This is a genomic window from Labrys sp. HAY1-8F (assembly GCF_056754975.1).
In genome coordinates, this window is sequence record NZ_JBPGWZ010000002.1 from 1,166,387 (window position 1) to 1,192,529 (window position 26,143).

General features: G+C 63.9%; 26 protein-coding genes. 14 read left to right on the forward strand and 12 right to left on the reverse strand.

Translation table 11 applies throughout. The features are described 5' to 3' along the window. The first annotated feature begins 209 nt into the window (after nt 1–209). From osmF to ACR9ZN_RS14520, 11 genes are all read left to right on the forward strand, one after another. Nucleotides 210–1,085, forward strand: a complete 876-nt coding sequence (osmF, locus tag ACR9ZN_RS14470; RefSeq protein WP_434959661.1) for a glycine betaine ABC transporter substrate-binding protein OsmF — start codon at nt 210–212, stop codon at nt 1,083–1,085. 101 nt (nt 1,086–1,186) lie between these two features. Further along, nucleotides 1,187–2,302 carry an ABC transporter permease gene (locus tag ACR9ZN_RS14475; RefSeq protein WP_454816793.1) on the forward strand — a complete coding sequence of 372 codons (1,116 nt, stop codon included), beginning with the start codon at nt 1,187–1,189 and terminating at the stop codon, nt 2,300–2,302. Continuing rightward, nucleotides 2,299–3,261 carry an ABC transporter ATP-binding protein gene (locus tag ACR9ZN_RS14480; RefSeq protein WP_441772348.1) on the forward strand — a complete coding sequence of 321 codons (963 nt, stop codon included), beginning with the start codon at nt 2,299–2,301 and terminating at the stop codon, nt 3,259–3,261. The genes ACR9ZN_RS14475 and ACR9ZN_RS14480 overlap by 4 nt, the downstream gene beginning before the upstream one ends. After that, complete coding sequence (locus tag ACR9ZN_RS14485; RefSeq protein WP_481272512.1) at nt 3,258–4,007, forward strand: ABC transporter permease; 750 nt, start codon at nt 3,258–3,260, stop codon at nt 4,005–4,007. The genes ACR9ZN_RS14480 and ACR9ZN_RS14485 overlap by 4 nt, the downstream gene beginning before the upstream one ends. 139 nt (nt 4,008–4,146) lie before the next feature. Further along, complete coding sequence (gene cysE / locus ACR9ZN_RS14490; RefSeq protein ID WP_454814557.1) at nt 4,147–4,986, forward strand: serine O-acetyltransferase; 840 nt, start codon at nt 4,147–4,149, stop codon at nt 4,984–4,986. Nucleotides 4,987–5,279: 293 nt separating this feature from the next. Further along, a complete protein-coding gene (locus ACR9ZN_RS14495) occupies nt 5,280–6,323 on the forward strand; it encodes an amino acid ABC transporter substrate-binding protein (RefSeq protein ID WP_434957099.1) in 1,044 nt (347 codons plus the stop codon). Between the two features lie 288 nt (nt 6,324–6,611). Further along, nucleotides 6,612–7,802, forward strand: coding sequence for an amino acid ABC transporter permease (locus ACR9ZN_RS14500; RefSeq protein WP_481272513.1), 1,191 nt, complete (start codon nt 6,612–6,614; stop codon nt 7,800–7,802). Further along, a complete protein-coding gene (locus tag ACR9ZN_RS14505) occupies nt 7,799–8,899 on the forward strand; it encodes an amino acid ABC transporter permease (protein ID WP_481272514.1) in 1,101 nt (366 codons plus the stop codon). Before ACR9ZN_RS14500 ends, ACR9ZN_RS14505 begins: the two co-directional genes overlap by 4 nt. A gap of 142 nt (nt 8,900–9,041) precedes the next feature. Further along, the gene (locus ACR9ZN_RS14510; RefSeq protein ID WP_481272515.1) at nt 9,042–9,623 is read left to right on the forward strand and encodes a TetR/AcrR family transcriptional regulator; all 582 of its coding nucleotides are present in this window, start codon (nt 9,042–9,044) and stop codon (nt 9,621–9,623) included. 96 nt (nt 9,624–9,719) lie between these two features. After that, the gene (locus ACR9ZN_RS14515) at nt 9,720–11,204 is read left to right on the forward strand and encodes an MFS transporter (RefSeq protein WP_481272516.1); all 1,485 of its coding nucleotides are present in this window, start codon (nt 9,720–9,722) and stop codon (nt 11,202–11,204) included. A gap of 14 nt (nt 11,205–11,218) precedes the next feature. Then, on the forward strand, nt 11,219–11,602 hold the full coding sequence (locus ACR9ZN_RS14520; protein WP_434957104.1) for a DUF427 domain-containing protein: 384 nt from the start codon (nt 11,219–11,221) through the stop codon (nt 11,600–11,602). A gap of 24 nt (nt 11,603–11,626) precedes the next feature. On the opposite strand, the gene ACR9ZN_RS14525 is transcribed toward ACR9ZN_RS14520, so the two are convergent. From ACR9ZN_RS14525 to ACR9ZN_RS14550, 6 genes are all read right to left on the reverse strand, one after another. Continuing rightward, nucleotides 11,627–12,472, reverse strand: a complete 846-nt coding sequence (locus ACR9ZN_RS14525; protein WP_481272517.1) for an ABC transporter permease subunit — start codon at nt 12,470–12,472, stop codon at nt 11,627–11,629. Next, nucleotides 12,469–13,251 carry a taurine ABC transporter ATP-binding protein gene (locus tag ACR9ZN_RS14530; RefSeq protein WP_481272518.1) on the reverse strand — a complete coding sequence of 261 codons (783 nt, stop codon included), beginning with the start codon at nt 13,249–13,251 and terminating at the stop codon, nt 12,469–12,471. The genes ACR9ZN_RS14525 and ACR9ZN_RS14530 overlap by 4 nt, the downstream gene beginning before the upstream one ends. A gap of 156 nt (nt 13,252–13,407) precedes the next feature. Next, nucleotides 13,408–14,418 carry a taurine ABC transporter substrate-binding protein gene (gene tauA, locus ACR9ZN_RS14535; protein WP_481272519.1) on the reverse strand — a complete coding sequence of 337 codons (1,011 nt, stop codon included), beginning with the start codon at nt 14,416–14,418 and terminating at the stop codon, nt 13,408–13,410. Nucleotides 14,419–14,801: 383 nt separating this feature from the next. Next, the gene (gene ndk / locus ACR9ZN_RS14540; protein ID WP_149254567.1) at nt 14,802–15,224 is read right to left on the reverse strand and encodes a nucleoside-diphosphate kinase; all 423 of its coding nucleotides are present in this window, start codon (nt 15,222–15,224) and stop codon (nt 14,802–14,804) included. A 215-nt stretch (nt 15,225–15,439) separates the two neighbouring features. Beyond that, nucleotides 15,440–16,147, reverse strand: a complete 708-nt coding sequence (gene aqpZ / locus ACR9ZN_RS14545; RefSeq protein ID WP_454814571.1) for an aquaporin Z — start codon at nt 16,145–16,147, stop codon at nt 15,440–15,442. A 364-nt stretch (nt 16,148–16,511) separates the two neighbouring features. Continuing rightward, the gene (locus ACR9ZN_RS14550; protein ID WP_481272520.1) at nt 16,512–16,934 is read right to left on the reverse strand and encodes a VOC family protein; all 423 of its coding nucleotides are present in this window, start codon (nt 16,932–16,934) and stop codon (nt 16,512–16,514) included. Nucleotides 16,935–17,093: 159 nt separating this feature from the next. Here ACR9ZN_RS14550 and ACR9ZN_RS14555 point away from each other — a divergent pair, with 159 nt between their 5' ends. Then, nucleotides 17,094–18,953 (forward strand): ABC-F family ATP-binding cassette domain-containing protein, encoded by a 1,860-nt coding sequence (locus ACR9ZN_RS14555; RefSeq protein WP_481272521.1) that lies wholly within the window; start codon nt 17,094–17,096, stop codon nt 18,951–18,953. A gap of 41 nt (nt 18,954–18,994) precedes the next feature. Next, entirely contained in the window at nt 18,995–19,456 is a 462-nt protein-coding gene (locus ACR9ZN_RS14560; protein WP_481272522.1) for an ester cyclase, read from the forward strand. Between the two features lie 36 nt (nt 19,457–19,492). Here the strand turns inward: ACR9ZN_RS14560 and ACR9ZN_RS14565 are convergent, their stop codons facing one another. The 6 genes from ACR9ZN_RS14565 to ACR9ZN_RS14590 all read right to left on the reverse strand — a co-directional run bounded on the left by ACR9ZN_RS14565 (nt 19,493) and on the right by ACR9ZN_RS14590 (nt 25,066). Continuing rightward, on the reverse strand, nt 19,493–20,269 hold the full coding sequence (locus ACR9ZN_RS14565) for an amino acid ABC transporter ATP-binding protein (protein WP_434957112.1): 777 nt from the start codon (nt 20,267–20,269) through the stop codon (nt 19,493–19,495). Nucleotide 20,270: 1 nt separating this feature from the next. After that, entirely contained in the window at nt 20,271–20,927 is a 657-nt protein-coding gene (locus tag ACR9ZN_RS14570) for an amino acid ABC transporter permease (RefSeq protein WP_434957113.1), read from the reverse strand. Then, on the reverse strand, nt 20,927–21,634 hold the full coding sequence (locus ACR9ZN_RS14575) for an amino acid ABC transporter permease (protein ID WP_481272523.1): 708 nt from the start codon (nt 21,632–21,634) through the stop codon (nt 20,927–20,929). Before ACR9ZN_RS14575 ends, ACR9ZN_RS14570 begins: the two co-directional genes overlap by 1 nt. Nucleotides 21,635–21,729: 95 nt before the next feature. Next, on the reverse strand, nt 21,730–22,551 hold the full coding sequence (locus ACR9ZN_RS14580; RefSeq protein ID WP_434957115.1) for a transporter substrate-binding domain-containing protein: 822 nt from the start codon (nt 22,549–22,551) through the stop codon (nt 21,730–21,732). Between the two features lie 236 nt (nt 22,552–22,787). After that, nucleotides 22,788–23,921, reverse strand: coding sequence for an acyl-CoA dehydrogenase family protein (locus ACR9ZN_RS14585; protein WP_454814582.1), 1,134 nt, complete (start codon nt 23,919–23,921; stop codon nt 22,788–22,790). After that, the gene (locus ACR9ZN_RS14590; RefSeq protein ID WP_481272524.1) at nt 23,918–25,066 is read right to left on the reverse strand and encodes a CaiB/BaiF CoA transferase family protein; all 1,149 of its coding nucleotides are present in this window, start codon (nt 25,064–25,066) and stop codon (nt 23,918–23,920) included. The genes ACR9ZN_RS14585 and ACR9ZN_RS14590 overlap by 4 nt, the downstream gene beginning before the upstream one ends. A 90-nt stretch (nt 25,067–25,156) precedes the next feature. Here ACR9ZN_RS14590 and ACR9ZN_RS14595 point away from each other — a divergent pair, with 90 nt between their 5' ends. Continuing rightward, the gene (locus ACR9ZN_RS14595; protein ID WP_481272525.1) at nt 25,157–26,086 is read left to right on the forward strand and encodes a LysR family transcriptional regulator; all 930 of its coding nucleotides are present in this window, start codon (nt 25,157–25,159) and stop codon (nt 26,084–26,086) included. Nucleotides 26,087–26,143 lie beyond the last annotated feature (57 nt).

Here is a 26,143-nt window from a genome sequence, read left to right on the forward strand (position 1 = left end):
GCCGGTACGAGTTCCGGAGTCGGATCAACAAGATACGGGGCCTCGCTCCACTTCAGAATCTGAATCATCGACCGTCGGCACAACCCTTCCAGCTTCCGGCGTCGTTCAAAGGACACCAAGAGGATCACAAGATGCCATTCTCGCTCCCCCTCCGCTCCCTCATCGGCAAGCGGGCGGCCCGGCTGACATCCGCGGCGGCTGCCGTCGCCATGATGGCGACCGCCGGCATGGCCCAGGCCGCCGACGTCACCGTCGCCTCCAAGATCGATACCGAAGGCAATCTGCTCGGAAACCTGATCGTGCAGGTGCTGGAATCCCACGGCCTGTCGGTCAATAACCGGGTCGGGCTCGGCACCACGCCGATCGTGCGCAAGGCATTGGTCGCGGGTGATATCGACCTCTATCCCGAATATACCGGCAATGCCGGCTTCTTCTTCAACAAGGCCGATGACGGCCTGTGGAAGGATGCTGCAAAGGGCTATGCCGAGGCCAAGAAGCTCGACTACGACGCCAACAAGCTGGTGTGGCTCGATCCGGCCCCCGCCAACAACACCTGGGCCATCGCCATCCGCAAGGATGTGGCTGACACCAACAAGCTGAAATCGCTCGACGATTTCGGTAAGTTCGTCACCGGCGGCGGCAAGGTGAAGCTGATTGCCTCGGCCGAGTTCGTCAACAGTGCCGGCGCCCTGCCCGCCTTCCAGACCACCTATGGCTTCAAGCTCTCGTCCGACCAGCTCGTGGTGCTTTCGGGCGGCGACACCGCCTCCACCATCAAGGCGGCGGCCGAGCAGACGGACGGCGTCAACACCGCCATGGTCTATGGCACGGATGGCGGTATTGCCGCGGGCAACCTCGTGGTGCTCGACGACGACAAATCGGTCCAGCCCGTCTATGCGCCGACCCCGGTCATCCGCGAATCCGTACTCAAGGCCCATCCCGAGATCGCTGAATGGCTGAAGCCGGTCTTCGCCAGCCTCGACCTCACCACGCTGCAGGAGCTCAACGGCCGCATCCAGGTCGACGGCGAGGCGGCAAAGGACGTGGCAACCGACTATCTCAAGAAGAAGGGTCTGGTGAAGTGAGTGCAGGCGCCGGGGAGGTTCAAGCCGACAACGGTGCTTTCCCGGCGCCGCCCGCCGCCACGGGCACGCGTGCCCTGGCCTTCGACAAGCTCGGCGTCGTGATGGCCGTCATCGCCGCCGCGGCGCTGTTGCTGCCTTTCGCCAATTTCCGGCCGAGCCGCATCGGCCAGGCCCAGGGCATCGGCTTCATCCAGGCGCTTCCCGCAAGCCTTGCCTGGGCCAGCCTGGCCCTGCTCGTCCTCTGCCTGATTTTGCTCCTGCGCCGGAGTTCCCCGCGGCTCCGGCTCTCCCTGGCGGCCGGTGTCCTGGTGCTCCTGGCCATCCTGATCGGCCTGGTGCCTGAGGTCCTGATCCCGCCAGGCAATGCCAGGCCGCGGGTCGGCCCTGCCGCCGGGTTCTGGCTGCTCGCCTTCTCCTTCGCCATCCTGCTCACCGACGCGTTGGTCAAGCTGTCGCTACGCCCGGCCCAGAGGGTTGTCGCCCTGCTGCTCACGCTGGCGGTCTTCCTGGCCTTCCTGCTCTCGGGGCACTGGAGCGGGCTGTCGATCATGAAGGAATACAACACCAACGGCTCGGGCTTCGCCGCCAATGCAGGGGTGCACGTCACGCTTGCCCTCACCTCCCTGCTCGGCGCCCTGGTCGTCGGCCTGCCGCTCGGCATTCTCTGCCAGCGCCAGCCGGGATTGCGCAGCGTGGTGCTGCCGGCGCTCAACATGATCCAGACGATCCCGTCGCTGGCACTGTTCGGCCTGATGATTGCGCCGCTGACCTATCTGGCCAAAACCTATCCCATCGTCGAAGCCATCGGCGTGCATGGCACCGGCGCCTCGCCGGCCTTGATCGCGCTGTTCCTCTATTCCCTGCTGCCGGTGGTTTCCAACACGGCGATCGGCCTCGACTCCGTTTCCTTCAACGTCGTGGATGCCGCCCGCGGCATGGGCATGACGCAGTGGCAACGCCTGTTCCAGGTCGAGCTGCCCCTCGCCTTCCCCGTCATCCTGACAGGTGTGCGCATCGTGCTGGTGCAGAATATCGGCCTGGCCACCATCGCCGCCTGGATCGGCGGCGGCGGCTTCGGCGTCTATGTGCAAAACGGCATGGGCGCCACGGCCATCGACCTCGTTTTGCTCGGTGCCATCCCCACCATCGCCCTCGCCTTTTCGGCAGCCATCATTCTCGATGCCATCGTCGACACACTTAAAGGACGGCACGCATGATCGAAGTCAGGCAAGTCAGCCGCCGTTTCGGCTCCCAGCTGGCCGTCGACGATGTCTCGCTCATCATCGAGCGCGGCACGATTACGGTGCTGGTCGGCACCTCCGGCAGCGGCAAGTCTACGCTGCTGCGCATCATCAACCGCCTGATCGAACCGACTGCCGGCACAGTCCTGATCAATGGCCGCGACACCTCCAGCCTGTCGGGTGAGGAGCTGCGCCGGGGCATCGGCTATGCCATCCAGGGCCACGGTCTCTTCCCGCATTGGACGGTGGCCCGTAATATCGGCACCGTGCCGGGCCTGCTCGGCTGGGACCAGGCTCGTATAGCCAAGCGCGTCGACGAACTGCTGCGCCTGTTCGATCTCGACCCGGCCACCTATGCCGAAAAACTGCCGCATCAATTGTCCGGGGGCCAACAGCAGCGCGTCGGTGTCGCTCGCGCTCTGGCCGCCGAGCCGGCGGTCTTGCTGATGGACGAGCCCTTCGGGGCGCTCGACCCGATCATCCGGGCCAAGGCGCAGGAGGATCTGCTCGCTCTGCAACGCCGGCTCGGCATCACCGTCGTCCTGGTCACCCACGACATGGAAGAGGCCATGCTGCTGGGCAACCGCATCGGCGTGATGGATGGCGGCAAGCTCCTGCAATATGCCACACCGACGGAAATCCTCACTAATCCGGCTCCCGGTTTCGTCGAACGCCTGATCGGCGGCCCTGACCGCTCGCTGCGCCTGCTCTCCTTGCTCAAGGTCGCCGATTCCGTGCAGCCGGGTACCGCCGAGGGCAAGCCCGTGCAGGAAACCGCGACGCTGCGCGATGCACTCTCCGAGTTGCTGTGGGCTGGCACGCAGGCACTGCCGGTGGCGGCAGCGGATGGCACGCCGCGCGGCCGCATCACCCTGCCGGCCATCCTGGGCCAGGCAGGCGCAGAAGCGCATCGCGTGGAAAGCTCGCCCGCATGAAATGGCTCGGTTACGGCGCCAGGGCGCTCGCCCTCATCCTGCTGCTGCTGCTGCTGTTGGACACGGAGCTGTTCACGTCGGTCCTGGCACCGCTCAACGACAATGGCGCACCGGCTGTCTATCGCCAAGGCAGCCTGCTGTTCCTCGCCCTCAGCCATCTCGGCCTGGTCGCCGTCTCCACCCTGATCGGCGGCACATTGGCCCTGGTCGCGGGTATCTTCGTGACACGGCCGGCGGGCGCCGAATTCCTGCCGCTGTCGCGCACCATCGTGAATATCGGCCAGACCTTCCCGCCGATCGCCGTGCTCGCCATCGCCGTGCCCTCGCTCGGCTTCGGCGCTGAGCCCACCTTGCTGGCCCTCACCCTCTACGGGCTGCTGCCGATCTTCGAGAACACCATGGCGGGCCTGAAGAGCGTTCCGACCACCGCTCTCGACGCGGCCCGCGGCATGGGCATGACCGGCTGGCAACGCCTGACCAAGGTGGAGCTGCCGCTCGCCCTTCCGGTGATCCTCACCGGCATACGCCTTTCCTTCGTGGTCAATCTCGGCACGGCCACCATCGGCTCCACCGTCGGTGCCAAGAGCCTCGGCGAAGTGATCATGGCCGGCATCACCACCACCAATACCGCCTATATCCTGCAAGGCGGCGTCATCGTCGCGCTCCTCGCCGTGCTCATCTACGATGCGCTCGGCAGCCTCGAGCGTTCTCTCGCCAAGCGTGCCGGCACAGCCAGCGCACGCTGATCCCAAGCGTTTTGCGATTTGGCGGTCATGCCAGCAATCGCAAAACGCTCCAGCCAATCCGTCGGATTGGCTTGGAAACAAATAGTTAGAGCGAAAGCACCTTTCCTTCCCAACGCGCTTTGCTCCTGAGGAAGTTGCCATGAACGCCTCGAACAGCCGCAAGCTCTCGCGCCGGCCCCGAAGTCCGGGTGCCGTATCCGACCTGATCTGGGACAGGCTGGTGGACGAAGCACAGGAGGCCATCGTCGCCGAACCGCAGCTCGCCACCCAGTTCTACGCCAGCGTGCTCGACCACACATCCTTCGAGGATGCGCTCATCCAACGCCTGGTCCAGCGCATCGAACATCCGGATATGCCTGCCTCCGTGCTGCGCCATGCCTTCCGCACGGCAATGGCCGCCGATCCCGGCATCTGCCTCGGCATACGCGCCGATATCCAGGCCGTGCTCGAACGCGACCCGGCCTGCAAGCGCTATCTGGAACCACTGCTTTACTTCAAGGGCTTCCATGCCCTGCAATTGCATCGCCTCGCCCACTGGCTCTGGCATCATGGCCAGCGCAACTTCGCGCTCTATCTGCAAAGCCGGATTTCCGAGGTGCTGCAGGTCGACATCCACCCCGCCGTTCCGATCGGGCGCGGCATCTTCTTCGACCACGCCACCGGCATCGTCATCGGCGAGACGGCAGTGATCGAGGACGATGTCTCGATCCTGCAATCGGTGACGCTGGGCGGCAGCGGCATCCGCTCCGGCCAGCGCCATCCCAAGATCCGCAAGGGCGTCCTCATCGGCTCGGGCGCCAAGCTGATCGGCAATATCGAAATCGGCGAAGGGGCCCGCATCGGCGCCGGCTCGGTGGTGACGGCTCCGGTACCGCCGCACAAGACGGTGGCGGGCGTGCCGGCCCGCATCATCGGCGACACGCCGAGTGCCGAACCGGGGCGGACCATGGACCAGATCTTCTTCGACGTCGGGCTCTGAGGCGGGGCACAATACCCAGTTTCATATTGTTCATTAGTTTATAAAACCAGTAGACAGTGTATAATAAATCATTCTACGATCACACTCTGCTGAATGGATGAAACAGCTGACAGGGATTGGAGCGGTCGCTGCCGATCTTGCCATCGCGGTGTAATCGCCCGATCATGCCTGGAGGCAATGGCATCCTTCCGAAAACCACTGATCCCGGCGCATGCTGCCAGGCCGGTGACATAAGAGAGCAACGGGGCGCCCTGTCGTGGATACCGACCGCGCAGGGAATGAAAGGGACTTTCATGCTGAACTCAGTCAAACGCGGCTTCAGGCGGAACGCCGGCATCGCCATCGCCGCGCTCGCGGCCGGCTTCATCGCGGCGGCGCCGGCTCAGGCCGGTCCCACGCTCGACAAGATCAAGGAGCGCGGCGTCATCAAGGTCGGCGTCGGCAGCCAGGCCGGATTCTTCGCGCCCGACGCCAATGGCCGCTGGCAAGGCTTCTTCGTCGATTTCGGCCGGGCTCTCGCCATTACCGTGTTCAACGATCCCGACAAGGTCGAATTCACCAATTCTTCGCCCCAGCAGCGTCTCCCCGCCCTGCAGGCCGGCCAGTTCGACATCCTGCTCTCGGCCGTGACCCAAACCATCACCCGCGCCTTCAAGCTCAATTTCCATTTCGGCCCGGTGGTGTTCTATGACGGCCAGGGCATCCTGGCGAAGAAGTCGCTCGGCGTGACCAAGGCCGCGGAGCTCGACGGCGCCACCATCGGTGTGCAAAGCGGCACCACGGGTGAGCAGAACATCGCCGATTTCTTCAAGAAGGCCGGCAAGACCTACAAATCCGTGGTGATCGAGGACACCGCAACCTTCACCCAGGCCCTGACCTCCGGCCGCGTCGACGCGCTGACGCAGGACGGTACCGATCTCGGCCTGCGCCGCGCCGCCCTGCCGAACCCGGACGAGTATGTGCTGCTGCCCGAGCGCCTGTCCAAGGAACCCCTGGCACCGGCAGTGCTTGGCGGCGACGACCGCTGGCTGGAGATCGTGAACTGGACCGTTTACGCCACCATCCAGGCCGAGGAATTCGGCATCACCAGCGAGAACGTCGATTCTTTCCTTACCAGCGAGGATCCGGCGATCAAGCGCTTCCTCGGCGTCGACCCATCGCTCGGCCAGGCCATCGGGCTCGATCCGAAATTCGCCTACAACATCATCAAGAAAGTCGGCAATTACGGCGAGATCTTCGAGCGCAATCTCGGCAAGAGCACGAAGATCGGCTTCGATCGCGGTCTCAACAATCTTTGGACCAAGGGCGGCCTGATCTATTCGCCTCCCTTCCGTTGAGATGCAACGGGGAGCGGGTCTTCGGACCCGCCCCTTTCAGGGTCTTTCGAACAAACCGGGGAAGGCCGGGATAGGGCATCGCGCCCCTCATCCGCCTGCCGGCACCTTCTCCCGCAGGGGGAGAAGGGGGATCATTAGGGAAGGCGCTGGCTAGCCGGTCGCCTTCTCCCCTTGCGGGAGAAGGTGGCACGAAGTGCCGGATGAGGGGTTGCTCCGCTCTATCCGGACTTCAGTCTCCAACACCTTGAAAGGGGCTGGTCTTCGGACCCGCCCCCATGGGATGCCTTTATGGCCGATACGATCAGCATAGTGTCCCCTGATGTTCCCGGCCCCATCGGCAGGATCCGCCGGTGGTGGGGCGCGCACCCCTATGGTCAGCTCCTGCTGATCGCCGCTTTGGCACTGTTCCTCGGTCTCATCTGCCATAACATCCTGGGCAGCATGCATCGCCTGGGCATGGCGCCCGGCCTCGACTATCTCTGGCAGCCGGCCAATTTCGACATCACCGAAAGCCTGCTCGTCTACCAGGCCGGCGACAGCTATGCGCGTGCCATCGCGGTCGGCCTTCTCAACACGCTCAAGCTCGCCGTGCTCGGCTGCCTGTTCGCCACCATTCTCGGTACGAGCCTGGGCATTGCCCGCCTGTCCGGCAATCTGCTGCTCTCACGCCTCGTGCAGGCCTATGTCGAGTTGATCCGCAACACGCCCCTGCCCCTGCAGCTTTTCTTCTGGATCGCGATGACCCAGGCCCTGCCCTCCACCCGGCAGGCCCTGCAGCCCTTCTCCTCGACCTTCCTGTCGGTGCGCGGCATCTTCCTGCCCTGGGTCGAGATCGGCAACGGCGAGAGCCTGTGGTTGCTGGCCCTCGTGCTGATACTGCTCGCCTTCGTCGTGAGGGCCTTCCTCCGTCGCCTGCAGCATCCCCTGTCGGCTCTCGGCCTTTTGGGCGTATCAGCCCTCTTTCCCGCCATCGCCCTGATTTGGATCTTCATCGCCAACGTCACCTTCACGCCGGACCTGCCGGTGCTGCAAGGCTTCAACATTCGCGGCGGCATCACGCTGACACCGGAATTCGCCGCCATGCTCGTCGGGCTGACGATCTATTATTCCGCCAGCATTTCCGAAAGCGTGCGCAGCGGCATCGAATCCGTCAATGCAGGCCAATGGGAAGCGGGCCGGGCAATCGGGCTGCCGCGCGGGCGCATCATGCGCCTGATCGTGATGCCGCAGGCGATGCGCGTGATCACGCCCTTGATGACCTCGAGCTATCTCGACCTCACCAAGGACACCACGCTCGGCATCCTGATCGGCTTCACCGAGGTGACCGCCATCATCAAGACGAGCGCCAACAACACCGGCAATGCCGTCGAGACCATCATCGTGCTGGTCGCCGTCTTCCTGGCCGTGAGCATGCCGACCTCATACCTGATCAATCTCTATAATCGCCGCATGGCCCAGCGCGGGATCATCGCCAAATGAGCACGGTGTCCCTCCCCGATGCGCTCCGGCCCCGCTCGGCCCAACGCTGGCAGACGATCAAGGCCGGCCTGTTCTCCTCGCCGCTCAACACGGCGATCACGCTCATCGTGCTGGGCCTGGTCGCCTGGGTCGGCTCGTATCTGATCGATTGGGCCTTCGTCCGGGCGACCTGGTCGGGCACCGCACAGGACTGCCAGGCCAATGGGGGCGCCTGCTGGGCTTTCGTCGGCGTCAACCTCAAGCTGATGCTGTTCTGGACCTATCCCTCGGACCTCATCTGGCGCCCGATTCTCGGCCTGGTCCTGATGTTCGGCCTGGCCGGCCTCAGCACCATCCCGCGCTTTTGGGGGCGCGGCCTGATCCTCGCCTGGATCGCGGTACCCCTCGTCACCTGCCTGCTGCTGCGCGGCTATTTCTCCGGCATCATCGTCTCCACCAATGATTGGGGCGGCCTGCCGCTGACAATGCTGATCTGGACGATCGCTTATGCCTCGTCCTTCCTGATCGCCATTCCCCTGGCCCTGGGGCGCCGTTCGAGCATGGGCGGCGTGCGGTTGGTGAGCACCAGCTTCATCGAAATCGTGCGCGGCATGCCGATGCTGGTGGTGCTCTATGTCTCCAGCCTGATCGTGCCGATGGCCCTGCCCTATTTCGACGTGAACCTGTTCTTCAGCGTCGAAGTCGCCCTCACCCTCTTCATCGCCTGCTATCTGGCGGAGGTGATCCGCGCCGGCATGCAGGCCCTGCCATCAGGCCAGAACGAGGCGGCACGGGCCCTGGGCCTGAGCTACTGGCAGACCACCGGCCTGGTGATCCTGCCGCAGGCCCTGCGTGCCATCATCCCGCCACTGGTCAATCTGGGCATCGGCGTCCTCCTGAGCACGCCGCTGATCGGCTTCATCGGAATGATCGACTTCCTGACCGCCGTCAGGAACACGGCCGCTACCAATGAGCAGATCTGGCCGCACGCCTATCCGGAGGCCTATGCCTTCGCCGCCCTGGTCTATTTCCTGATCTGCTTCCCGGCCTCGCGCTACAGCCTGTGGCTCGAGCGACGCCTGAAGGCATCGACCAGCCATCAGGCCAAGGACAAGTAGAACCCGACAACGAAGCGCAACTTCTTGGGGCGCGGACATCTCAGCCCCGTGAAGTCATGGGGTGATGTCCACGCTCCCGGGAACAGAACCTGTTCCCGGAAATCGCGCTTGACAAAATAATACGGTCGTACATATTGAAATCATGGCACGTGCATCCAACCGTGAAAAACTTCTCGTCGCCGGGCTCGGTCTGATACACGAGCATGGCTTCACCGCTACCAGTGTGCGCGACGTCGTACGCGCGGCGGGTGTGCCTCAAGGCTGCTTCACCAACCACTTCACGTCCAAGGAAGCTTTCGGCTTGGAAGTGCTGGGTCTCTACCGTAGCGAAAAGCGGGAAGATGCCCACAAGACCTTGCTCGACGACAATAGCCCACCCTTGCAGCGCGTGAGGGCCTATATCGACGCTAGGACGGAGCGGTTCAAACAGAACGGCATGCGTTGCGGCTGTATGTTCGGCAATTTTGCCGCTGAATCCAGCAGCGACAGCGAGGCCATTCGCCATGAATTGCTCGACATCTTCGCCGAGAGCCGGGGCGCCATGAGCTATTGCCTGGAGGCCGCCGTGCGGATGGGCGAACTGCCGGAAGAGTTCGATTGCGACGAGGCGGCCGCCCTCATTCTCTCCTCTCTTCAAGGAGCTTTCCTGACCGCGAAGACGGAGCGCAACGCCGAACCCGTCGAACGCCTCAAGAAATTCCTGTTTGGTTCGATTTTGCGTTGAGGCCGCTCCACGCCCGGGCCTCGATTCGAAAATCCATTGGCGCCGCAAAATAATACGTTCGTCCGTATTTTATATCTTTCAGAACGAGGTCCTGCAATGCCAGACTCGGTACTCAGTGTTTCCGATGTTACCCGGCCGACCAGCCCTGCGCCCGATCCCCGCCGCTGGTCGGCCCTGGCCATTTTGCTGACTGGCGCCTTCCTGGCCCCTCTCGACTTTTTCATCGTCAACGTCGCCATGCCGGCCATCACCACCGGCCTCCATAGCACCGCCGCCGACGTACAGATGGTGATTTCCGGCTATGCGGTGGTTTATGCCGTCTTTCTGATCACCGGCGGGCGGCTCGGCGACATCTTCGGCCGCAAGGCGATTTTCATGATCGGCCTCGCCGGATTTGCCGCCGCCTCCGCCCTTTGCGGCCTGGCCTGGTCCCCCACCGTGCTGATCGCCGCGCGGATGCTGCAGGGGCTCGCCGCCGCCGCCATGGCTCCCCAGGCGCTGGCTTCAGTCCATGCGCTCTTTCCGGCCCATGAGCGTGGACGCGCCCTCAGCATCTACGGTATCGTGCTCGGCGTATCCTCCATCATCGGCCAGTTGCTGGGCGGCGCGCTCGTCGGCGCCGATCTCGACGGTTTCGGCTGGCGGCTGATCTTCCTGATCAACCTTCCCATCGCTTTCGTTGCCTTCCTGGCGGCGATCCCGCTTTTGCGCGAAACCCGCAGCGAAAAGCGGCCCCGTCTGGATCTTGGCGGCGTGGTGCTTTCGAGCCTGGCGCTCAGTAGCCTGGTCGTGCCGCTGGTCGAAGGGCGCGAGCGCGGCTGGCCCTGGTGGTCGATCGTGATGCTGGCGATGACGCCCATTTTCGTGGAACTGTTCCGACGTTACGAGCGGCGCCTCGCCCGGGCCGGCGGCGATCCCCTCATCGATCTCGGCATCTTCCGCCTGCCCGGCTTGGTGCGCGGTATCAGCGCCATCCTTGCGCTCTACGCCATGGCGACCTTCTTCCTGACCTATTCGCTCTATCTCCAGGGCTCCCTCGGCTACACGGCCTGGGAAGCCGGGCTCGCCATCTTGCCTTTCTCGGCCGGCTTCCTGGCCGGATCGACCTTCAGCCCCGCGATCAGCCGCTTGGTTGGCGGCTCTGCGCCCGCCTTCGGCTTCGCCAGTTCGGCCTTAGGCACGGCGCTGACAGCCCTGCTCGTGCTGGCCTTTCCGGCCGGAAACATGCCGCCGCTCCTGCTGATGGCACCCGCCATTGGCTTCATCGGCCTGGGCATGGGCACGTCGATGCCGACCATGATGCGTGCGATCGTCGAACGGGTCGGGCCGCATCACGCCGGCCTCGTCGGCGGCATCGTCAATTCGACGCTGCAGGTCAGCGCCGCCATCAGCGTGGCAGTGCTGGGCGGGCTGTTCTATACATTGGTGGGCACGAGAACCGATGCTGCCAGCATCGGACATGCCTTCGCCTGGACCCTGCTGGCCATCGCAGCCTGTCACACCGTCGGCGCCTATCTCGCGGCCGGCCTGGGTCGGCGCAAGGCCGTAGGCCCGCAGGCGGTTCCCTCCGCGGCGGATTGAGGAAAGGACAGGTCATGACGAACAAGGTGATGAAGATTCCAGGTCCCGATCATCCCATCAGCGTCGAGCCGAGCGGGGAACGTATCGTTGTCAGCCTCGGCGGCCGGGTGATCGCCGACAGCCGGCGGGCGCTGCGTTTGCAGGAAGCCTCCTATCCTGCCGTCCTCTACATTCCGCGCGGCGACGTCGACATGGGGGCGCTCGCACGCACCGAGCATGCCACCTACTGCCCCTACAAGGGTGAATGCTCCTATTTCAGCCTTCCGGCGGGCGGTGATCGCTCAGTCAATGCCGTCTGGAGCTATGAGACGCCCTACCCCGCGGTATCAGCCATCAAGGACCATCTCGCCTTCTACCCGGACCGGGTGGACGCAATCGAGCGACTGCCGATCGGCTGAGGCCGCTTGATCATCCCGCATCTTTCATGCCTTTCCGCGCCAGGGCACCAGCAACTTCTCGGCCAGCCTGACGATCCACTCGAAGCCGATCGCCACCAGGGCGATCACGAAGATACCGAGGACGACGATATCGGTCTGCAGGAAGTCCGACGCCGTCTTGATCATGATGCCGAGCCCTTGGGATGCGGCGACCAGTTCGGCAGCGATAAGCGTGGACCAGCCGACACCGAGCCCGATGCGAACACCGGTCAGGATCGATGGCAGGGCATTGGGCAGGATGACATGCCAAAGCACCTGCCATCGACGCGCGCCCAGGGCCCGCGCCGCATCCACCCGGTCCGACGGCACGGCGCCGACACCGGCGGCGGTGGTGATCGCCACCGGTGCGAAAACTGCGATCAGGATGATCAGCACCTTGGTAGTTTCGCCGATACCGCACCAGATTACCATCAGCGGCAGATAGGCAAGCGGCGGCACCGGGCGCAGGAATTCGATGATGGGATCGAGAATGCCGCGGGCGATCGGGCTGAGCCCGATGGCGATGCCGGCCGGCACGGCAGTGACTAGCGCAATCAGCAGAGCTGCGAGGATGCGCCAGAGGCTGGCATTGAAATGCTGCAGCAGGGTCGCGTCGGCATAGCCTTCCGTGGCGACCGTGAAGAGTTGCTCCACCACGGCCCGGGGCGACGGCAGATAGAAGGCCGGCAACCATTCGAAATAGGTGGCGAACGACCACAGCAGCAGCAGAGCGAGAATGGTGAGAATGCGTACCGGTGTCGCGCCGAGGGGTGCGCTGGATCTTGTCAAACGGCCCGTGCCGCCCTTTTCCTCGATCTCGTCCAGGCCGGCGGAGTTGGCGAAATCGCTCATGCATCAGCTCCCTGCAGGACAGCTGCCAGGACTTGCTCGCGCAGGGCGATGAAGGCAGGATCGGACTTGATCGACCGGCTGTTCTCCCCGGCCAGAACCCGCCGCGAGAAATCGGTATGGAATTCGCGCGTGATGCGTCCCGGGCGCGGCGACAGCACCACGATGCGGGTGGCCAGGAAGATGGCCTCCTCGACGCTATGCGTGATCAGGAAGACGCTGCGCCGCGTGCGGTCCCACAGCCGGATCAGCAATTCCTGCATTTTCTCGCGCGTCAGCGCATCCAGCGCGCCGAGCGGTTCGTCCATCAACAGGATTTCCGGCTCGTTGGCGAGCGCCCGGGCCATGCCGACGCGCTGACGCATGCCCCCGGACAATTCCCAGATCCTGTGATCGGCGAACTCGGCCAGCCCCACCAGGTCGATGATGCGTCCGCAGCGCTGCTTGCGTTCGGCAACATCGAGCCCGGCAAGCCTCGGACCGAACTCGATATTGCCGCGCACCGAAAGCCAGGGAAACAAGGCATCGTCCTGGAAGACCACGCCGCGCTCGCCGCCCGGCCCTCGCACGGGCTTGCCGCCGAGGGTGATGGCGCCCGAGCTCGGCGGCAGAAAGCCAGCGAACAGCTTGAGCAAGGTGGTCTTGCCACAGCCGGACGCACCCACCGCCACGACGAACTCGCCGGATTCGATGGTGAGGGAGACGTTGCTGAGGGCCGTAACGGACCGCCCTCCTCTTCCGGAATAGACGACGTCGACGTCACGGGCGGACAAATCGGACACGGGAACCTCTTTCAGCCCCTGGAACGTCATTGCGAGCTCTGCCAATCCGCAGGATTGGCAGAGCTCGCAATGACGATGCGGGCCACCGTTTCAAGCCATTGAATAAGGCCCGCCCCGGAAGGGAGGAGATCCCGGGGCGGGCGAGCCTGCGAAAATCTATTGGGATGAGAGTTTCGTCAGGGCTTGTGCGGCGAAGGCCTTGTTCACATAGGCAGAATAATCCGGCAGCACCGTCGGGATCTTCTTCTGCTCGGCGAGGAATCCGGCCGTGTCGGCGATGGCCTTGATCGTGGCACCGCCCAGCAGGTCGGGCGAGGATTGCTCCGCCAAGAGCGGCCAGACATTCGCCTTCAGCAAATCCGGCACGTCCTCGGGCTTAGAGCCGGTGAGCCGGGCGATCGCCTTGGCCTGATCGGAGGCGGCGCTCCAGGCCTCCGGTTTGTCCCGATAGGTCTTGTAGGCCTCGCCGGTGACTTTGACGAAGGAGGTCACCACATCGGGATGGGCCTTGGCGAAATCCTTCGAAGCGATCCAGGCGTCGAAGGTCGGCGCACCCCATTTGGCGACATCGGCCGAGGATACCAGCACCTTGCCCTTTTCCTTGAGCTTGCCCAAGGCAGGATCCCAGACATAGCCACCGTCGATGTCCCCGCGCTCGAATGCCGCCGCCAGTTCCGGCGGGCGCAGATTGAGGATCTGTAAGGATTTTGGCGCGATGCCCCAATGCTTGAGCGCCGCCAGCAGGCTGTAATGCGAGGTGGAAACGAAGGGCACGCCGATCTTCTTGCCGGCGAGGTCCTTGGGCTCCTTGATGGTGTCGCGCACCACCAGTTCCTCGGAATCGCCCAGGAGGGCGGCGACGAAAATCGTCTCGATCGGCAATTGGCGGCTGGCGGCGGCAGCGAGCGGGCTCGAGCCGACATAGCCGATCTGCACGTCGCCCGAGGCGATGGCGGCAATCACGTCGGCGCCGGAATCGAATTTGCGCCAGGCGATCTGCCAGCCGGTCGCCTTTTCATAGGTACCAGCGGCCTGCGCCGCCTTGGCTGGGTCCACGCCGGTCTGGAAGCCGATGGTCACCTTGTTGTCGGCCGCATGGGCCGTGCCGAGGGCGGTACCGAGAGCCAGGCCAGCAGCCAGGAACAGGCGGCGGTTGAGCGATGTCATGTGAGATCCTTGAAGACGCGATCCGTCATGCGCTGCGCAAAAGCGTCGCAAAACGCTCGGCAACGTCGATGCGGTGATGAAGGGTATGCGAGATGCGACGCCGGTCAGGCGCCCGAATGCAAAGGACTCAGCAGCGACAATAACTGGTCATGGTGATCCCCTTCCACAGGTTCGGCTTGCGGGGAAACCAGGGCTGCCCGCTCCTCATGACCGAAGGGTGCGACGGCGGCGCGAGCGTGTCAATTATTTTCTATAGAATTAGTAGAAAATTAAAAGCGAGAAAAGGCGGACCCAATGGATCCGCCTTGAAGGATGCCTGCCCCGCCTGAAGCAAAGCGCATTCGAGCTGAACGTGCAATCAGGCCGGCAGCCCGTCGGCCAGCTTAGCCGACGATCTCGTTGCCCGAGAAGAACTGGCCGATCTCGATCTTGGCATTATCGAGCGAGTCCGAGCCATGCACCGAGTTCTCGCCGACCGACAGAGCAAAGAGCTTGCGGACGGTGCCTTCGGCGGCATTGGCCGGATTGGTGGCGCCCATCACTTCGCGATGCTTGGCGACGGCGTTCTCGCCTTCCAGCACCTGCACGACGACGGGGGCCGAGATCATGAACTCGACGAGTTCACCGAAGAAGGGACGCTCCTTGTGCACGCCGTAGAAGGTCTCGGCCTGCTCGCGGGTCATGCGGACGCGCTTCTGGGCGACGATACGCAGGCCAGCCTTCTCGAACACGGCATTGATGGCGCCGGTGAGGTTGCGGTTGGTCGCGTCGGGCTTGATGATCGAAAAGGTGCGCTCGAGAGCCATGATCGTCCTGGTTGCTATGAGTTGAGGTGAGCGGCTTATAGCCATGCCCCTGCCCGGCTTCAAGCTCTAGCTCTTTGTCTGGGCGCGTCTTTGCGATTCTTGGCGATTCCGTCGAATCGCAAAACGCTCCGGCAATGCTCAGTTTTCTTGCTGCCAAGCAAAAGCGGCGACCGGAGGGACCGATCGCCGCTTGCTTGTCTTGTTGCGGCTCAGTCTCAGGCCTGCTCAGGCTCCAGCAACACCTTCCAGATCAGGCCACCCACGATGGCACCGACCAGCGGCGCGACCCAGAACAGCCAGAGCTGGTTCACCGCACCGGTCTGCGCAAAGAAAGCGACCGCCGTCGAGCGAGCCGGATTGACCGAGGTGTTGGTGACCGGGATCGAGATCAGATGGATCAGCGTCAGGCCAAGGCCGATGGCGATTGGCGCAAAGCCGGCCGGCGCGGCCTTCGACGTCGAACCCAGGATGATGATCAGGAACGCCGCCGTCAGGACGATTTCGGCGATCAGGGCAGCGACCATGCTGTATTTGCCGGGCGAAAGGTCGCCATAGCCGTTGGACGCAAAGCCTCCAACCTCGAAGCCGGGCTTGCCGGTGGCGATGGCATAGAGCACCGCCGCGCCAGCGAGGCCGCCGACGACCTGCGCAATCCAGTAGGGAATGAGCTCGGCCCAACTGAACCGACCACCGACGGCCAGACCCAGCGAGACGGCGGGGTTGAAGTGTCCGCCCGAGATACCGCCAACGGCATAGGCCATGGTGAGCACGGTGAGGCCGAAGGCAAGTGCGACGCCAACAAAGCCGATGCCGAGCTGCACGTTACCCGGACCGAGAAAGAGGGCAGCGAGGACAGCTGAGCCGCAGCCACCGAAAACCAACCAGAACGTTCCGAAGAACTCTGCCGCGAGTTTTTTAATCATGTCTCATCCATTTGGGCTTGTCTAATGAGAGGTTGCTTGGTTCACGCCGTGAATGACTCATCTTCATGGACCAATTTCGATGTCGCCCGGTATCCTAAATTGACGCTGGGGAATGCATTAATATTTTACCTCCCCAATCGCCACAGACAGATGAAGTATCATGATTCTGGCGCAACGCCATGAAACAAATGCCGGATTTGCGAGTGAAACCTCAGCAATTGGTTAAAAACGGGGATCATACACTGCCAGCTTCGGCAAGACCAAGCTGCTACCTCACGGAGCGGAAGGACCGAATAGTTCTCCGCGCGGACTACTGAAAGGGGCCCCAGCCTCCCGCGTATTCCCCCGCTCCGGCACCAGGTTTTCACGCAGCCGGCAGAAAGGCCGGATTGAAAACGATCTCCCACAAATGGTCGTCAGGGTCCTGGAAATAGCCGGCATATCCGCCCCAGAAGGTCTTCTGGGCGGGCTTTACCAGGCGCGCACCCGCTGCGATCGCCCGCTGCATCACAGCATCGACCTCGGCCTCGCTGCCGACATTATGGCCGAGCGTGAATTCGGTCGGGCTGCGCGCCGATTGCATGATACCAGCGTCGTGCGCGATGTTGGCGCGGGAGAAGATCGCAAGCTTCAATCCGCCCTGCAGATCGAAGAAGGCGACGGCGCCATGCTCGAATTCACGGCCGATGATGCCCCCGGTGGGCAGGCCGAGGCCGTCGCGGTAGAAACGCAGGGCGGTTTCCAGATCGTCCACACCGATGGTCAGAACGCTGATATGCGGTTTCATCGCGATAACTCCTTGTTCGGTTCCCGCAGGAACGCTCTTTTCCGGTATGCCATGCATGCCATGCGCAAGCCTTGAAGATTTCGGCCATTTGCCGGCCGATCGCCATCGGCAGGCATTGCATGATTGCCCTGCCGCCCGGCTCATGCCAAAAGCCCGGCCATGTTGCATGTGAACGGCCTCACTTTTCGTCTTGGTTCCCGCGTCCTGTTCGACAACGCCACGGTGGCGCTGCCGCCGGATGCGCGCGTCGGCTTTCTTGGGCGCAACGGCACCGGCAAAACCACCTTGTTCCGCATGATCATGGGCGAGGTCTCCCCCGATCTCGGCAGCGTCTCGGTGCCGCGCGGCATGCGCATCGGCCGCGTCGCCCAGGAAGCGCCGGGTGGACCCGAAAGCCTGATCGAGGTGGTGCTGGCGGCCGATGAGGAGCGCACGGCCCTGCTGGCCGAGGCGGAGACCGCCAGCGATCCTCATCGCATCGCCGAGATCCAGACCCGCCTCGCCGACAAGAATTCCCATGCCGCGCCGGCCCGCGCCGCCACCATCCTGGCAGGTCTGGGCTTCGACCATGCCGCACAAAGCCGCGCCTGCTCGGAATTCTCGGGCGGCTGGCGCATGCGCGTGGCGCTGGCCGCCCTGCTCTTCACCGAGCCGGATCTCCTGCTGCTGGACGAGCCCACCAATTATCTCGACCTCGAAGGCACGCTCTGGCTTCAGGATTATCTCGCCTCCTACCCGCATACCGTGGTGGTGATCAGCCATGACCGCGACCTCCTCAACGCTTCGGTCGACTACATCCTGCATCTGACCGAGGGCCGGCTCGAACTCTATCGCGGCGGTTATGACGGCTTCGAAAGACAGCGCCGGGAAAAGCAGGCGCTGAGCCTGAAGCTCAGGAAGAAACAGGAAGACCAGCGCCGCCACATCCAGTCCTTCATCGACCGCTTCAAGGCCAAGGCCACCAAGGCGGCCCAGGCCCAGTCGCGCATGAAGATGCTGGCGCGCATGGAGCCCGTGGCGGCAATTGTCGACGAGGAAGTCAGGCCCTTCGACTTTCCGCCGCCCGCCAAGCCGCTGTCACCGCCGATCATCGCGCTGGAAGGCGCCAGCACCGGTTATGGCGAGCGCACGGTGTTGTCGCGGCTCGACCTTTCTGTCGACAGCGAGGATCGCATCGGCCTGCTCGGCTCCAACGGCAACGGCAAGTCGACCTTCGCCAAGCTGCTGGCCGGGCGCCTGGCGGCGATGGCTGGCCGCATGCGGCGCTCCTCTGCGCTGAAGGTCGCCTATTTCGCCCAGCATCAGCTCGACGAGCTCAATCCGGCGGCCTCGGCCCGCGACCATGTCGCCGAGATGATGGTCGGCGCCACGGAAGCCCAGATCCGCGCCCGCACCGCCCAGATCGGTTTCGGCGCCGATAAGGCCGACACCCCGGTCTCCAACATTTCCGGCGGCGAGAAGGCACGCCTGCTGATGGGTCTGGCCACCTTCGGCGGCCCGCATCTGCTCATCCTGGACGAGCCGACCAACCATCTCGACATCGACAGCCGCCAGGCCCTGATCCAGGCGCTCAACGACTATCCCGGCGCGGTCATCCTGATCAGCCATGACCGCTATCTGCTCGAAGCCTGCGTCGACCGGCTCTGGCTGGTGGCCGACGGCACGGTCAGGGGCTTCGAGGGCGACATGGAGGATTATCGTCGCCTGGTCCTGGCCAAGCCGGCCGTGGAGAAAAGCGAGCGCAACGGCGAGCCGACGCAGCGCCAGACCAATGCTGCGCGGCGGGCGCAAACCGCGGCTGACCGCGAGAGGATCCGCCAGATCGAGGCCGCCATGGAGAAGCTGCAGGCCATCATCGCGGATCTCGACGAGAAGCTGTCGCGTCCCGGCCTGTTCGAGCGTTCGCCCGACAAGGCGGCCGAGATGGCCAAGGCCCGCGCCACCGCCGAGGAAAGACTTCTCCTCGCCGAAGAGGCCTGGCTGGAAGCCAGTGCCGCCCTGGAGGACGCGTCTTCCTGACGCAAGAACGGAGGCCTGATATGGATTGTGGACGCAGACTGATGATCCTGGGCGGGCTCGCCCTGGCGGGTGACACGAGCCTGCCGGCACTGGCGCAGGAGCCCAATGCCGCCGAGCGCTTCGCGGCCCGGCTGAATGCACACGATATCGACGGCTTCGCCGCTCTGTTCGCCGAGACCTACATCAACAACCAAGCCAGTGCCGCCGCTCCGGCTCGCAAAGAGCTGAGTGCCAAGCAGGCGACCGTGGCCTTCTTCCAGGCCCGCCTCACCGCCATGCCGGACCTGCAGGTCGCGATAGAGACGCATGTGAGCCAGGGCGCCAAGGTCGCCGCGAGCTTCGTCTATACCGGCACGCATAAGGGCCCTTATTTCGGCATCGCCCCCACGGGCAAAACCTTGCGCTTCACCTCTTGCGACATCTTCCGCGTCGAGGCCGGCTTGATCGCCGAGCATTGGGGCATGGGCGACATTGCCGGCGTCATGGCGCAGTTGAAGGGGTAGGCCTGCGGCAAGCCTGGTGCAGCAAGGCTTGCCGCTCTAGAAACTGTTGCGCTCGTTATAAGTCCGCAGGAAAGACTGGATACGCTTGTCGGCCGGGTCGTGGAAAATGGCCGCCGGCGTATCGACGGCAACCAGTTCGCCCGCTTCCATGAAGCCCACCTGGTCGCCGACATGGGCGGCAAAGCCCATCTCATGGGTGACGACCACCATGGTCATGCCTTCCGCGGCAAGCTGCTTCATAACATTCAGCACCTCACCGACGAGTTCGGGATCGAGCGCCGAAGTCGGCTCGTCGAACAGCATGAGCTGGGGTTCCATGGCGATGGCGCGCGCGATGGCGACGCGCTGCTGCTGCCCGCCCGAAAGCCGACCGGGGTGGCTCACCATCTTGTCGGCCAGTCCGACCTTGCGCAGCGCCTCAGCCGCGCGCGCACCAGCCTCGGATTTGGAGAAGCCGCGTACCTGGACAAGTCCTTCGGCGACATTCTGCAGCGCGGTCATATGCGGCCAGAGATTGAACTGCTGGAACACCATGCCGATGCGCCGGCGCATCTCGCGCAGTTTGCCCGAGGCCATGCGGCGGCCACCCGGGGTCTCGTAGCCGATCAACCGGCCGTCGATGCGGATCTCGCCGGCATCATACTCTTCGAGGAAGTTGATGCAGCGCAGCAGGGTCGACTTTCCCGATCCGGAGGGGCCGATCAGGCAGGTGACCTTGCCGGGGGGAACCGAGACGGAGATCTGCTTCAGCGCCTGGAACGGCCCATAGAACTTGTCGACCTTGTGGATCTCGACGGAGGAAGCCTGCTCCATATCAGCGTCTTTCGATCATGTAATGGGTGACGCGGCTTTCCAGCCAGCGACCGAGCCGAGAGACGAGTTCCACAAGGCCCCAGAAGAACAGGGCCAGCGCCAAAGTGGCCTCGAAATAGCGGAAGGTCTCGGTGATCATCCGGTCGACCTGATAGCGCAGTTCGGGCACCGTGATGGTGGAGAGCACCACCGTTTCCTTGGTCAGGATGATGGCGAAATTGACCAGCGCCGGCAGGGACGAAACCAAGGCGAGCGGCAGCAGGATGCGCCGCACGATGGCGAACTCGCTCATGCCGATGGTTCGCGCCGCCTCGATCTGCCCCACCGCGACCGCATTGAAGCCCGAGCGGAAGATCTCGGCGAAATAGGGACTGCCATAGATCGACAGCCCGATCAGGCCCGCCGGCAGGGCATCCAGCCTCAAGCCGAAGGCAGGGCCGCCATAATAGAGCACATAGAGCTGAACCAGGAAGGGAGTGCCGCGAATGGCCTCGACATAACCGACGAGCAGCCAGCGCAACGGCGCCGGCCCGTAGCGCTGGGCAAGCGCAATGACGAGGCCCAGGACCACGGAACAGGCGGTTCCGACCAGCCAGCACAGCACCGTCATGCCGAAACCGCGCAGCAGTGCCGGCCCGTAGTGAACGATCAGCTCCATTATGCCGCCGCCCTTCGTTCCAGGTACCGGCCAAGCGTGGCCAGGCACAGATTGATCACGAGATAAAGGCATCCCGCCGCGACATAGGCTTCAAGCGGGCGATAGCTCGCGCCAGCCTCCGCCTGGCTGGCTCGCGTGATCTCCCAGATCCCGACCAGGGAGACCAGCGAGGAGGCCTTGACCAAGAGGATGAGTTCATTGACGAGCGCCGGCAACGACAGGCGGACCGCCTGCGGCAGGATGATCCGGGTCCAGATCGCGTGCGGCAGCATGCCGATGGCGACCGCCGCCTCGGCCTGTCCGCGGGGCAGCGCATTGATGGCTCCCCGCCAGATTTCGGCAACATAGGCGCTGGAGCACAGGCCGACGGCCAGCACCGCCGCCACCATTGGCGGCACGTTGATGCCGGTCACCGGCAGGAGGTAGAACATCAAAAGCAACTGTACCATCAGTGGCACGCCGCGAAAGAAACTGATCCAAACGGCGGCTGCCGACCGCAGCGTACGCGAGAGCGACAGGGCGCCGGCGCAGATCATCGCGCCGACGAGGAGCCCGATCGCAATGCCCAACAGGGAGACGATCAGGGTACTGGGCACTCCCAGCGCCAGCGCGTGGAAGCTCTTGATGAAGGCATTCAGCGAGAACATGCGGGGAGGACCAGTGACCGAAGCACGGCGCCGCCAGGCGGCCATGCGTTCCCAGAGCAAGGCACGATTCCTGCGAATCACACCCTACTCCAGCTCTTCTTTGCGATGCGCCTTTGCGATCTGACGGGATCCATCAAATCGGAAGACACTTCAGGTCACTTGGCCGGCACCTCCAGCGGCAACTCGGTATATTTGCCGAGCCATTTTTCCTGGATCGCCTTGACGCGCCCGTCCTTGGTCATCTTGACGATGGCATCCTTGATGGCCCCGGCAAAGCTCGCGCTGTCGTCGCCCTTGCGGAGCACCCAGCCAAAATAGGTCGGCTTGCCGAAGGTCGACACTTCAGGCAGGGCGAACACATCGCCACGCTGCTTGACGAGATAGGCAAGATTGGGCGCCGAGCCCGCCACGGCATCGAGGCGACCGGCGGCAAGATCGGCATAGGCCTCGTCGGTGGTGCCGTATTCCTTGACGGTCACATTGCCGACCTTGGCACCGAATTCCTGCAACTGCTTGAACTGCGCCGTGCCCTGTTGCACGCCGACGGTCTTGCCGGCGATGTCCTCGGGCTTGTTGATGTCCTTGTTGGCGGCGGCCTTGACGATGCCGACGGTCGCGTCGGCGATCGGCAGGGTGAAGGTGTAGCGCTCGAGCCGTTCCGGCGTGATCGTCACCGGCGCGATGACGATGTCGAATTTCGACACTTCCAGGCCCGGAAGCTGGGAGGTCCAAGGCAGGTCCTGATAGACGGGTTCCACGCCGATTTCCTTGGCGACATTGTCGAACAGGTCCTTGGTCATGCCCTGATAGGTGCCGTCGACGACCATGTCGAACGGTGCATAGTGCATATCCGTCGCCGTCACGATCTTACCGGCACTTTTGACATTGCTCAGCTGATCGGCCGACGCTGCCATTCCCGAGAGCCCGCCAAAGGCAAGCCCAAGCAGCGCGCCACACAATAAGGTTCCGATTTTCATTATGTTCTCCACCTGGATAGCCATTGGATTGAAGCCGCTTTTTAGCGCACCGTCGAGAGAGGATTTCGCCTTCGCCCAACGACAGTTTTATGGTTCACAGCCTCGCGTTAAATCATGAGGAGGTATTACTATCAGGACGCTGGGAGCAAAGCGCGCCTTGATGAAGCCGCGTCCTTGCTCTCCCTTCGTTGCGACAGGTCTCTACGATTTGCGGTAGTCGTCAGATCGTACAACACTCAGGCAAGCACCATGCGCGCTATGATGTTGCGCTGTACCTCCGAGGAACCCTCGTAAATGCGCATGATGCGGACATCGCGCGCCATCCTCTCCAGGGGCAATTCCTGGGAATAGCCATAGCCACCATGGATCTGCAGGGCGCGGTCGATGATCGACCCGGCCTTTTCCGAGGCAAACAGCTTGGCCATGGAGGCTTCCTTCGAAAAACGCTCACCCCTCTCGCGCAGGGAGGCGGCCCTCAGCCCCATCAGGCGAGCGGCATCGAGTTCGGTCGCCATGTCGGCGAGCATCCATTGCAGGCCCTGGAACTCGGCGATCGGATGGCCGCCGACGTGGCGGGTCTTCGCCCATTCCACCGCCATGGCCAGCGCCTCGCCGGCCATTCCGGTGCACATGGCAGCGACTTCGGTGCGACCATTGTCGAGCGTCTTCAGGGCGGTTCTGAAGCCACTCCCCTCGGGTCCCAGCCTGGCCTCCTCGCCGACGCGGCAGTCGAACTCGACCTCGAACACATGTCCACCGCGCAGGCCCATCGTCCTTTCGGGCGGACCGACTTTCACCCCCCCTTTCGCCGGTTCGACCACAAAGGCGCTGATGCCGCGCGCGCCTGCCGCGGCATCGGTCTTGGCGAATACGACGATGAAATCGGCATGCGCCGCGTTGGAGATGAAATGCTTGACGCCTCGCAGATGATACGACCCGCCGTTCCAGACGGCTCGGGTCGTCATATCGGCCGGATTGGAGCCCGCAGCCGGTTCGGTCAGGCCGAATGCGCCAAGGGTCTTGCCTGCAGCCGCATCTGGCAGATAGCGGCTGCGCTGCGCATCGCCGCCGCCGATGAGGATCGCATCGGTCGCCAGGAAATGCGCCGTCATCATGGAGACGGTGGAACCGCAACCGGCCGCCAAAGCCTCGACGGCAAGATAGAGCGCCACCGGCGAGAGGCCGGGGCCGCCCCATGCCTCCGGCAGGTTCATGCCCATCGCGCCCAGTTCGGCCAGAGCCGGAATATGCCGCGACGCGAAGATCCCGTTTGCATCGATCTCACGGGCATTCGGCTTGAGGACGTCCTCGGCGAAGCGGCGGATCTGTTCGACCACCGCGAGGGTGTCGGCATCCGGCTCGAAATTCATGAGCGCTCCTCCTGTGCGGCCAGACCGGCGAGGATGTCGTGCGTGTGCTCTCCGAGCCGCGGCGCTCGCATAGGCCGGCCACGCCGGGAGCCGGAGAAATGGGCAGGCTGTTCCGGCAGGGGGACAATGCTCCCTTGCCGAAAAAGGCCACGCCCGCGCGCCTGCTCCGAATCGATCGCCTGCGCCACGGTGCTGATCGGTGCCACTGGGATGCCGGCGCTGGCAAGGACCTTCACCACCTCGTCGGTCGACCGCCCCCCCGTCCATTGCTCCACGCAGGCGCGCAAGGCCGGCTCGTTGTCCGAGCGCAGAGAATCGGTGTGATAGCGCGGATCGCTCGCCAGTTCGGGCTGGCCGATGGTCGCGGCGAAATGGGCAAATAGCTTCTCATTGAGGACCGCAATCACCGCATGGCCGTCAGCGGTTCGATAGGCCCCGAAAGGCGCCGAGAGCGGGTGGCGGTTGCCGGCGCGCATCGGCACGCGGCCCGTCGCCAGATAGCGGCACGCTCCGGTCGGCAGCAGCGAAAGCAGGGCATCGAACATTGCGAGGTCGATATGGCAGCCACGCCCGGTGCGCTCGCGCTGCCACAGCGCGGCGGTGACGGCCCAGGCGCCATACAGACCGGCGGCAATGTCGCCGATGGCCTCGCCGATCAAGGTGGGCGGCCCGTCGGGCGTGCCCGTCAGCGCCATCAGCCCGCTCTCCGCCTGCACGATGATGTCATAGGCCGGCCGGTCGCGCCCGACACCTTCCTGTCCGAAGCCGGAAATGCTGAGATAGACGAGATCGGGATTCTCACCGACGAGGTCGGTATAGGCGATGCCGAGCCGCGATGCGACGCCCGGCCGGAAATTCTCGACCACGACGTCGGCCCCGGCCGCCAGCCGCCGCGCCGTGGCACGGTCGGCCTCGCTCTTAAGGTCGAGTACAATGCTGCGCTTGCCGCGATTGGCGAATTCGAACAGGGCGCTGTCGTTGCCGACGAACGGGCCGACATGGCGATAGTCGTCGCCTTCGCGCCCCTCGACCTTGATGATGTCGGCGCCAGCATCGGCGAGGAGAGCGGTGGCGAAGGGCCCCGCGAGCACGCGCGAAAAATCGAGCACCACGAGGCCCTCGAGCGGCAGGTCAAATCCAGTCATGACTGTTCCTTGGTTCTTCCGCAGGATTTGACAGTTCTTGAATAGATGCAAATAATCTTATTGCATCAACAGAATAAGTTTTTCCTATTCATGGTCACAGTACGCCAGCTGAGCTATTTCGTTGCTGCCGCCGAGCATGAGGGCACAGCCCAGGCGGCCCGCGCCCTTCATGTCTCCCAGCCGGCGATTTCCGTGGCCATCCGCCAATTGGAGGAAAGGGTCGGTCAGCCCCTGTTCGTGCGCCGCCACGCCCAGGGCCTCGTCCTCACCCAGGCCGGCCGCGACAAGCTTGCCGAAGCTCGCTCCATCCTCTCCCAGATCAATGCCTGGGCCGCTTCCCCGGGCGTTTCGTCCGGGCGGAAGACTTTCGTCGACGTCGGCTGTCTCGCAACGCTGGGCCCACTGCACATGCCGCCCATCATCCGCGCCTTTCGCCAGTCCCATCCGCATGTCGAAGTCCGGATGCGGGAGGGCGATATCGAGGAACTGCACCGGCTGGTCGACAACGGGTTGATCGAGGTTGCGCTTCTCTACGATCTCGATCTCGGCCGCACCGGCACGGCCGAGACCGTCGCTGAATTCAAACCCTACGTGCTCGTTCCGGCCGGCCATCCGCTTGCCGACAAACGCCGCGCCCGGCTACAGGATCTCGCGGCCTGGCCGCTGATCCTGATCAATCTGCCGCACAGCCGTGACTATTTCCTGGCACTGTTCCGCCAGGCGGGGGTGACACCCACCCTGGGGATGGAGGCACGCACGATCGATATGGTGCGCGGCCTCGTCGCCAACGGCCTCGGTATTGCCCTGCTGACCACGCGCTCCCGGTCCGGTATCAGCGAGGATGGCCTCCCGCTGGCCATCGTGGAGCTCGAGGATGTGCTGCCCCCGCAAAAGGCCGTGATCATCACACCGCGCCAATTTCCCATTACCTGGATGGCAAGCGCCTTCATCGACCATGTCCGCGCGCATTTCGGGCAGGGTCCGGAAGTTTCGTCAGCCGGGGGGCAGGAATGCGCTTAGAGCAAAGTGCGATTTCTCCGAACCAGACTTTTCTCTAACTCTTTGTTTCGACGCGTC

Excerpts from the sequence above, each read along its gene's own strand:
- osmF (WP_434959661.1), top strand. The coding sequence starts at position 210 with ATGATGGCGACCGCCGGCATGGCCCAGGCCGCCGACGTCACCGTCGCC.
- ACR9ZN_RS14475 (WP_454816793.1), top strand. The coding sequence starts at position 1,187 with ATGGCCGTCATCGCCGCCGCGGCGCTGTTGCTGCCTTTCGCCAATTTC.
- ACR9ZN_RS14480 (WP_441772348.1), top strand. The coding sequence starts at position 2,299 with ATGATCGAAGTCAGGCAAGTCAGCCGCCGTTTCGGCTCCCAGCTGGCC.
- ACR9ZN_RS14485 (WP_481272512.1), top strand. The coding sequence starts at position 3,258 with ATGAAATGGCTCGGTTACGGCGCCAGGGCGCTCGCCCTCATCCTGCTG.
- cysE (WP_454814557.1), top strand. The coding sequence starts at position 4,147 with ATGAACGCCTCGAACAGCCGCAAGCTCTCGCGCCGGCCCCGAAGTCCG.
- ACR9ZN_RS14495 (WP_434957099.1), top strand. The coding sequence starts at position 5,280 with ATGCTGAACTCAGTCAAACGCGGCTTCAGGCGGAACGCCGGCATCGCC.
- ACR9ZN_RS14500 (WP_481272513.1), top strand. The coding sequence starts at position 6,612 with ATGGCCGATACGATCAGCATAGTGTCCCCTGATGTTCCCGGCCCCATC.
- ACR9ZN_RS14505 (WP_481272514.1), top strand. The coding sequence starts at position 7,799 with ATGAGCACGGTGTCCCTCCCCGATGCGCTCCGGCCCCGCTCGGCCCAA.
- ACR9ZN_RS14510 (WP_481272515.1), top strand. The coding sequence starts at position 9,042 with ATGGCACGTGCATCCAACCGTGAAAAACTTCTCGTCGCCGGGCTCGGT.
- ACR9ZN_RS14515 (WP_481272516.1), top strand. The coding sequence starts at position 9,720 with ATGCCAGACTCGGTACTCAGTGTTTCCGATGTTACCCGGCCGACCAGC.
- ACR9ZN_RS14520 (WP_434957104.1), top strand. The coding sequence starts at position 11,219 with ATGACGAACAAGGTGATGAAGATTCCAGGTCCCGATCATCCCATCAGC.
- ACR9ZN_RS14525 (WP_481272517.1), bottom strand. The coding sequence starts at position 12,472 with ATGAGCGATTTCGCCAACTCCGCCGGCCTGGACGAGATCGAGGAAAAG.
- tauA (WP_481272519.1), bottom strand. The coding sequence starts at position 14,418 with ATGACATCGCTCAACCGCCGCCTGTTCCTGGCTGCTGGCCTGGCTCTC.
- ndk (WP_149254567.1), bottom strand. The coding sequence starts at position 15,224 with ATGGCTCTCGAGCGCACCTTTTCGATCATCAAGCCCGACGCGACCAAC.
- aqpZ (WP_454814571.1), bottom strand. The coding sequence starts at position 16,147 with ATGATTAAAAAACTCGCGGCAGAGTTCTTCGGAACGTTCTGGTTGGTT.
- ACR9ZN_RS14550 (WP_481272520.1), bottom strand. The coding sequence starts at position 16,934 with ATGAAACCGCATATCAGCGTTCTGACCATCGGTGTGGACGATCTGGAA.
- ACR9ZN_RS14555 (WP_481272521.1), top strand. The coding sequence starts at position 17,094 with ATGTTGCATGTGAACGGCCTCACTTTTCGTCTTGGTTCCCGCGTCCTG.
- ACR9ZN_RS14560 (WP_481272522.1), top strand. The coding sequence starts at position 18,995 with ATGATCCTGGGCGGGCTCGCCCTGGCGGGTGACACGAGCCTGCCGGCA.
- ACR9ZN_RS14565 (WP_434957112.1), bottom strand. The coding sequence starts at position 20,269 with ATGGAGCAGGCTTCCTCCGTCGAGATCCACAAGGTCGACAAGTTCTAT.
- ACR9ZN_RS14570 (WP_434957113.1), bottom strand. The coding sequence starts at position 20,927 with ATGGAGCTGATCGTTCACTACGGGCCGGCACTGCTGCGCGGTTTCGGC.
- ACR9ZN_RS14580 (WP_434957115.1), bottom strand. The coding sequence starts at position 22,551 with ATGAAAATCGGAACCTTATTGTGTGGCGCGCTGCTTGGGCTTGCCTTT.
- ACR9ZN_RS14585 (WP_454814582.1), bottom strand. The coding sequence starts at position 23,921 with ATGAATTTCGAGCCGGATGCCGACACCCTCGCGGTGGTCGAACAGATC.
- ACR9ZN_RS14590 (WP_481272524.1), bottom strand. The coding sequence starts at position 25,066 with ATGACTGGATTTGACCTGCCGCTCGAGGGCCTCGTGGTGCTCGATTTT.
- ACR9ZN_RS14595 (WP_481272525.1), top strand. The coding sequence starts at position 25,157 with ATGGTCACAGTACGCCAGCTGAGCTATTTCGTTGCTGCCGCCGAGCAT.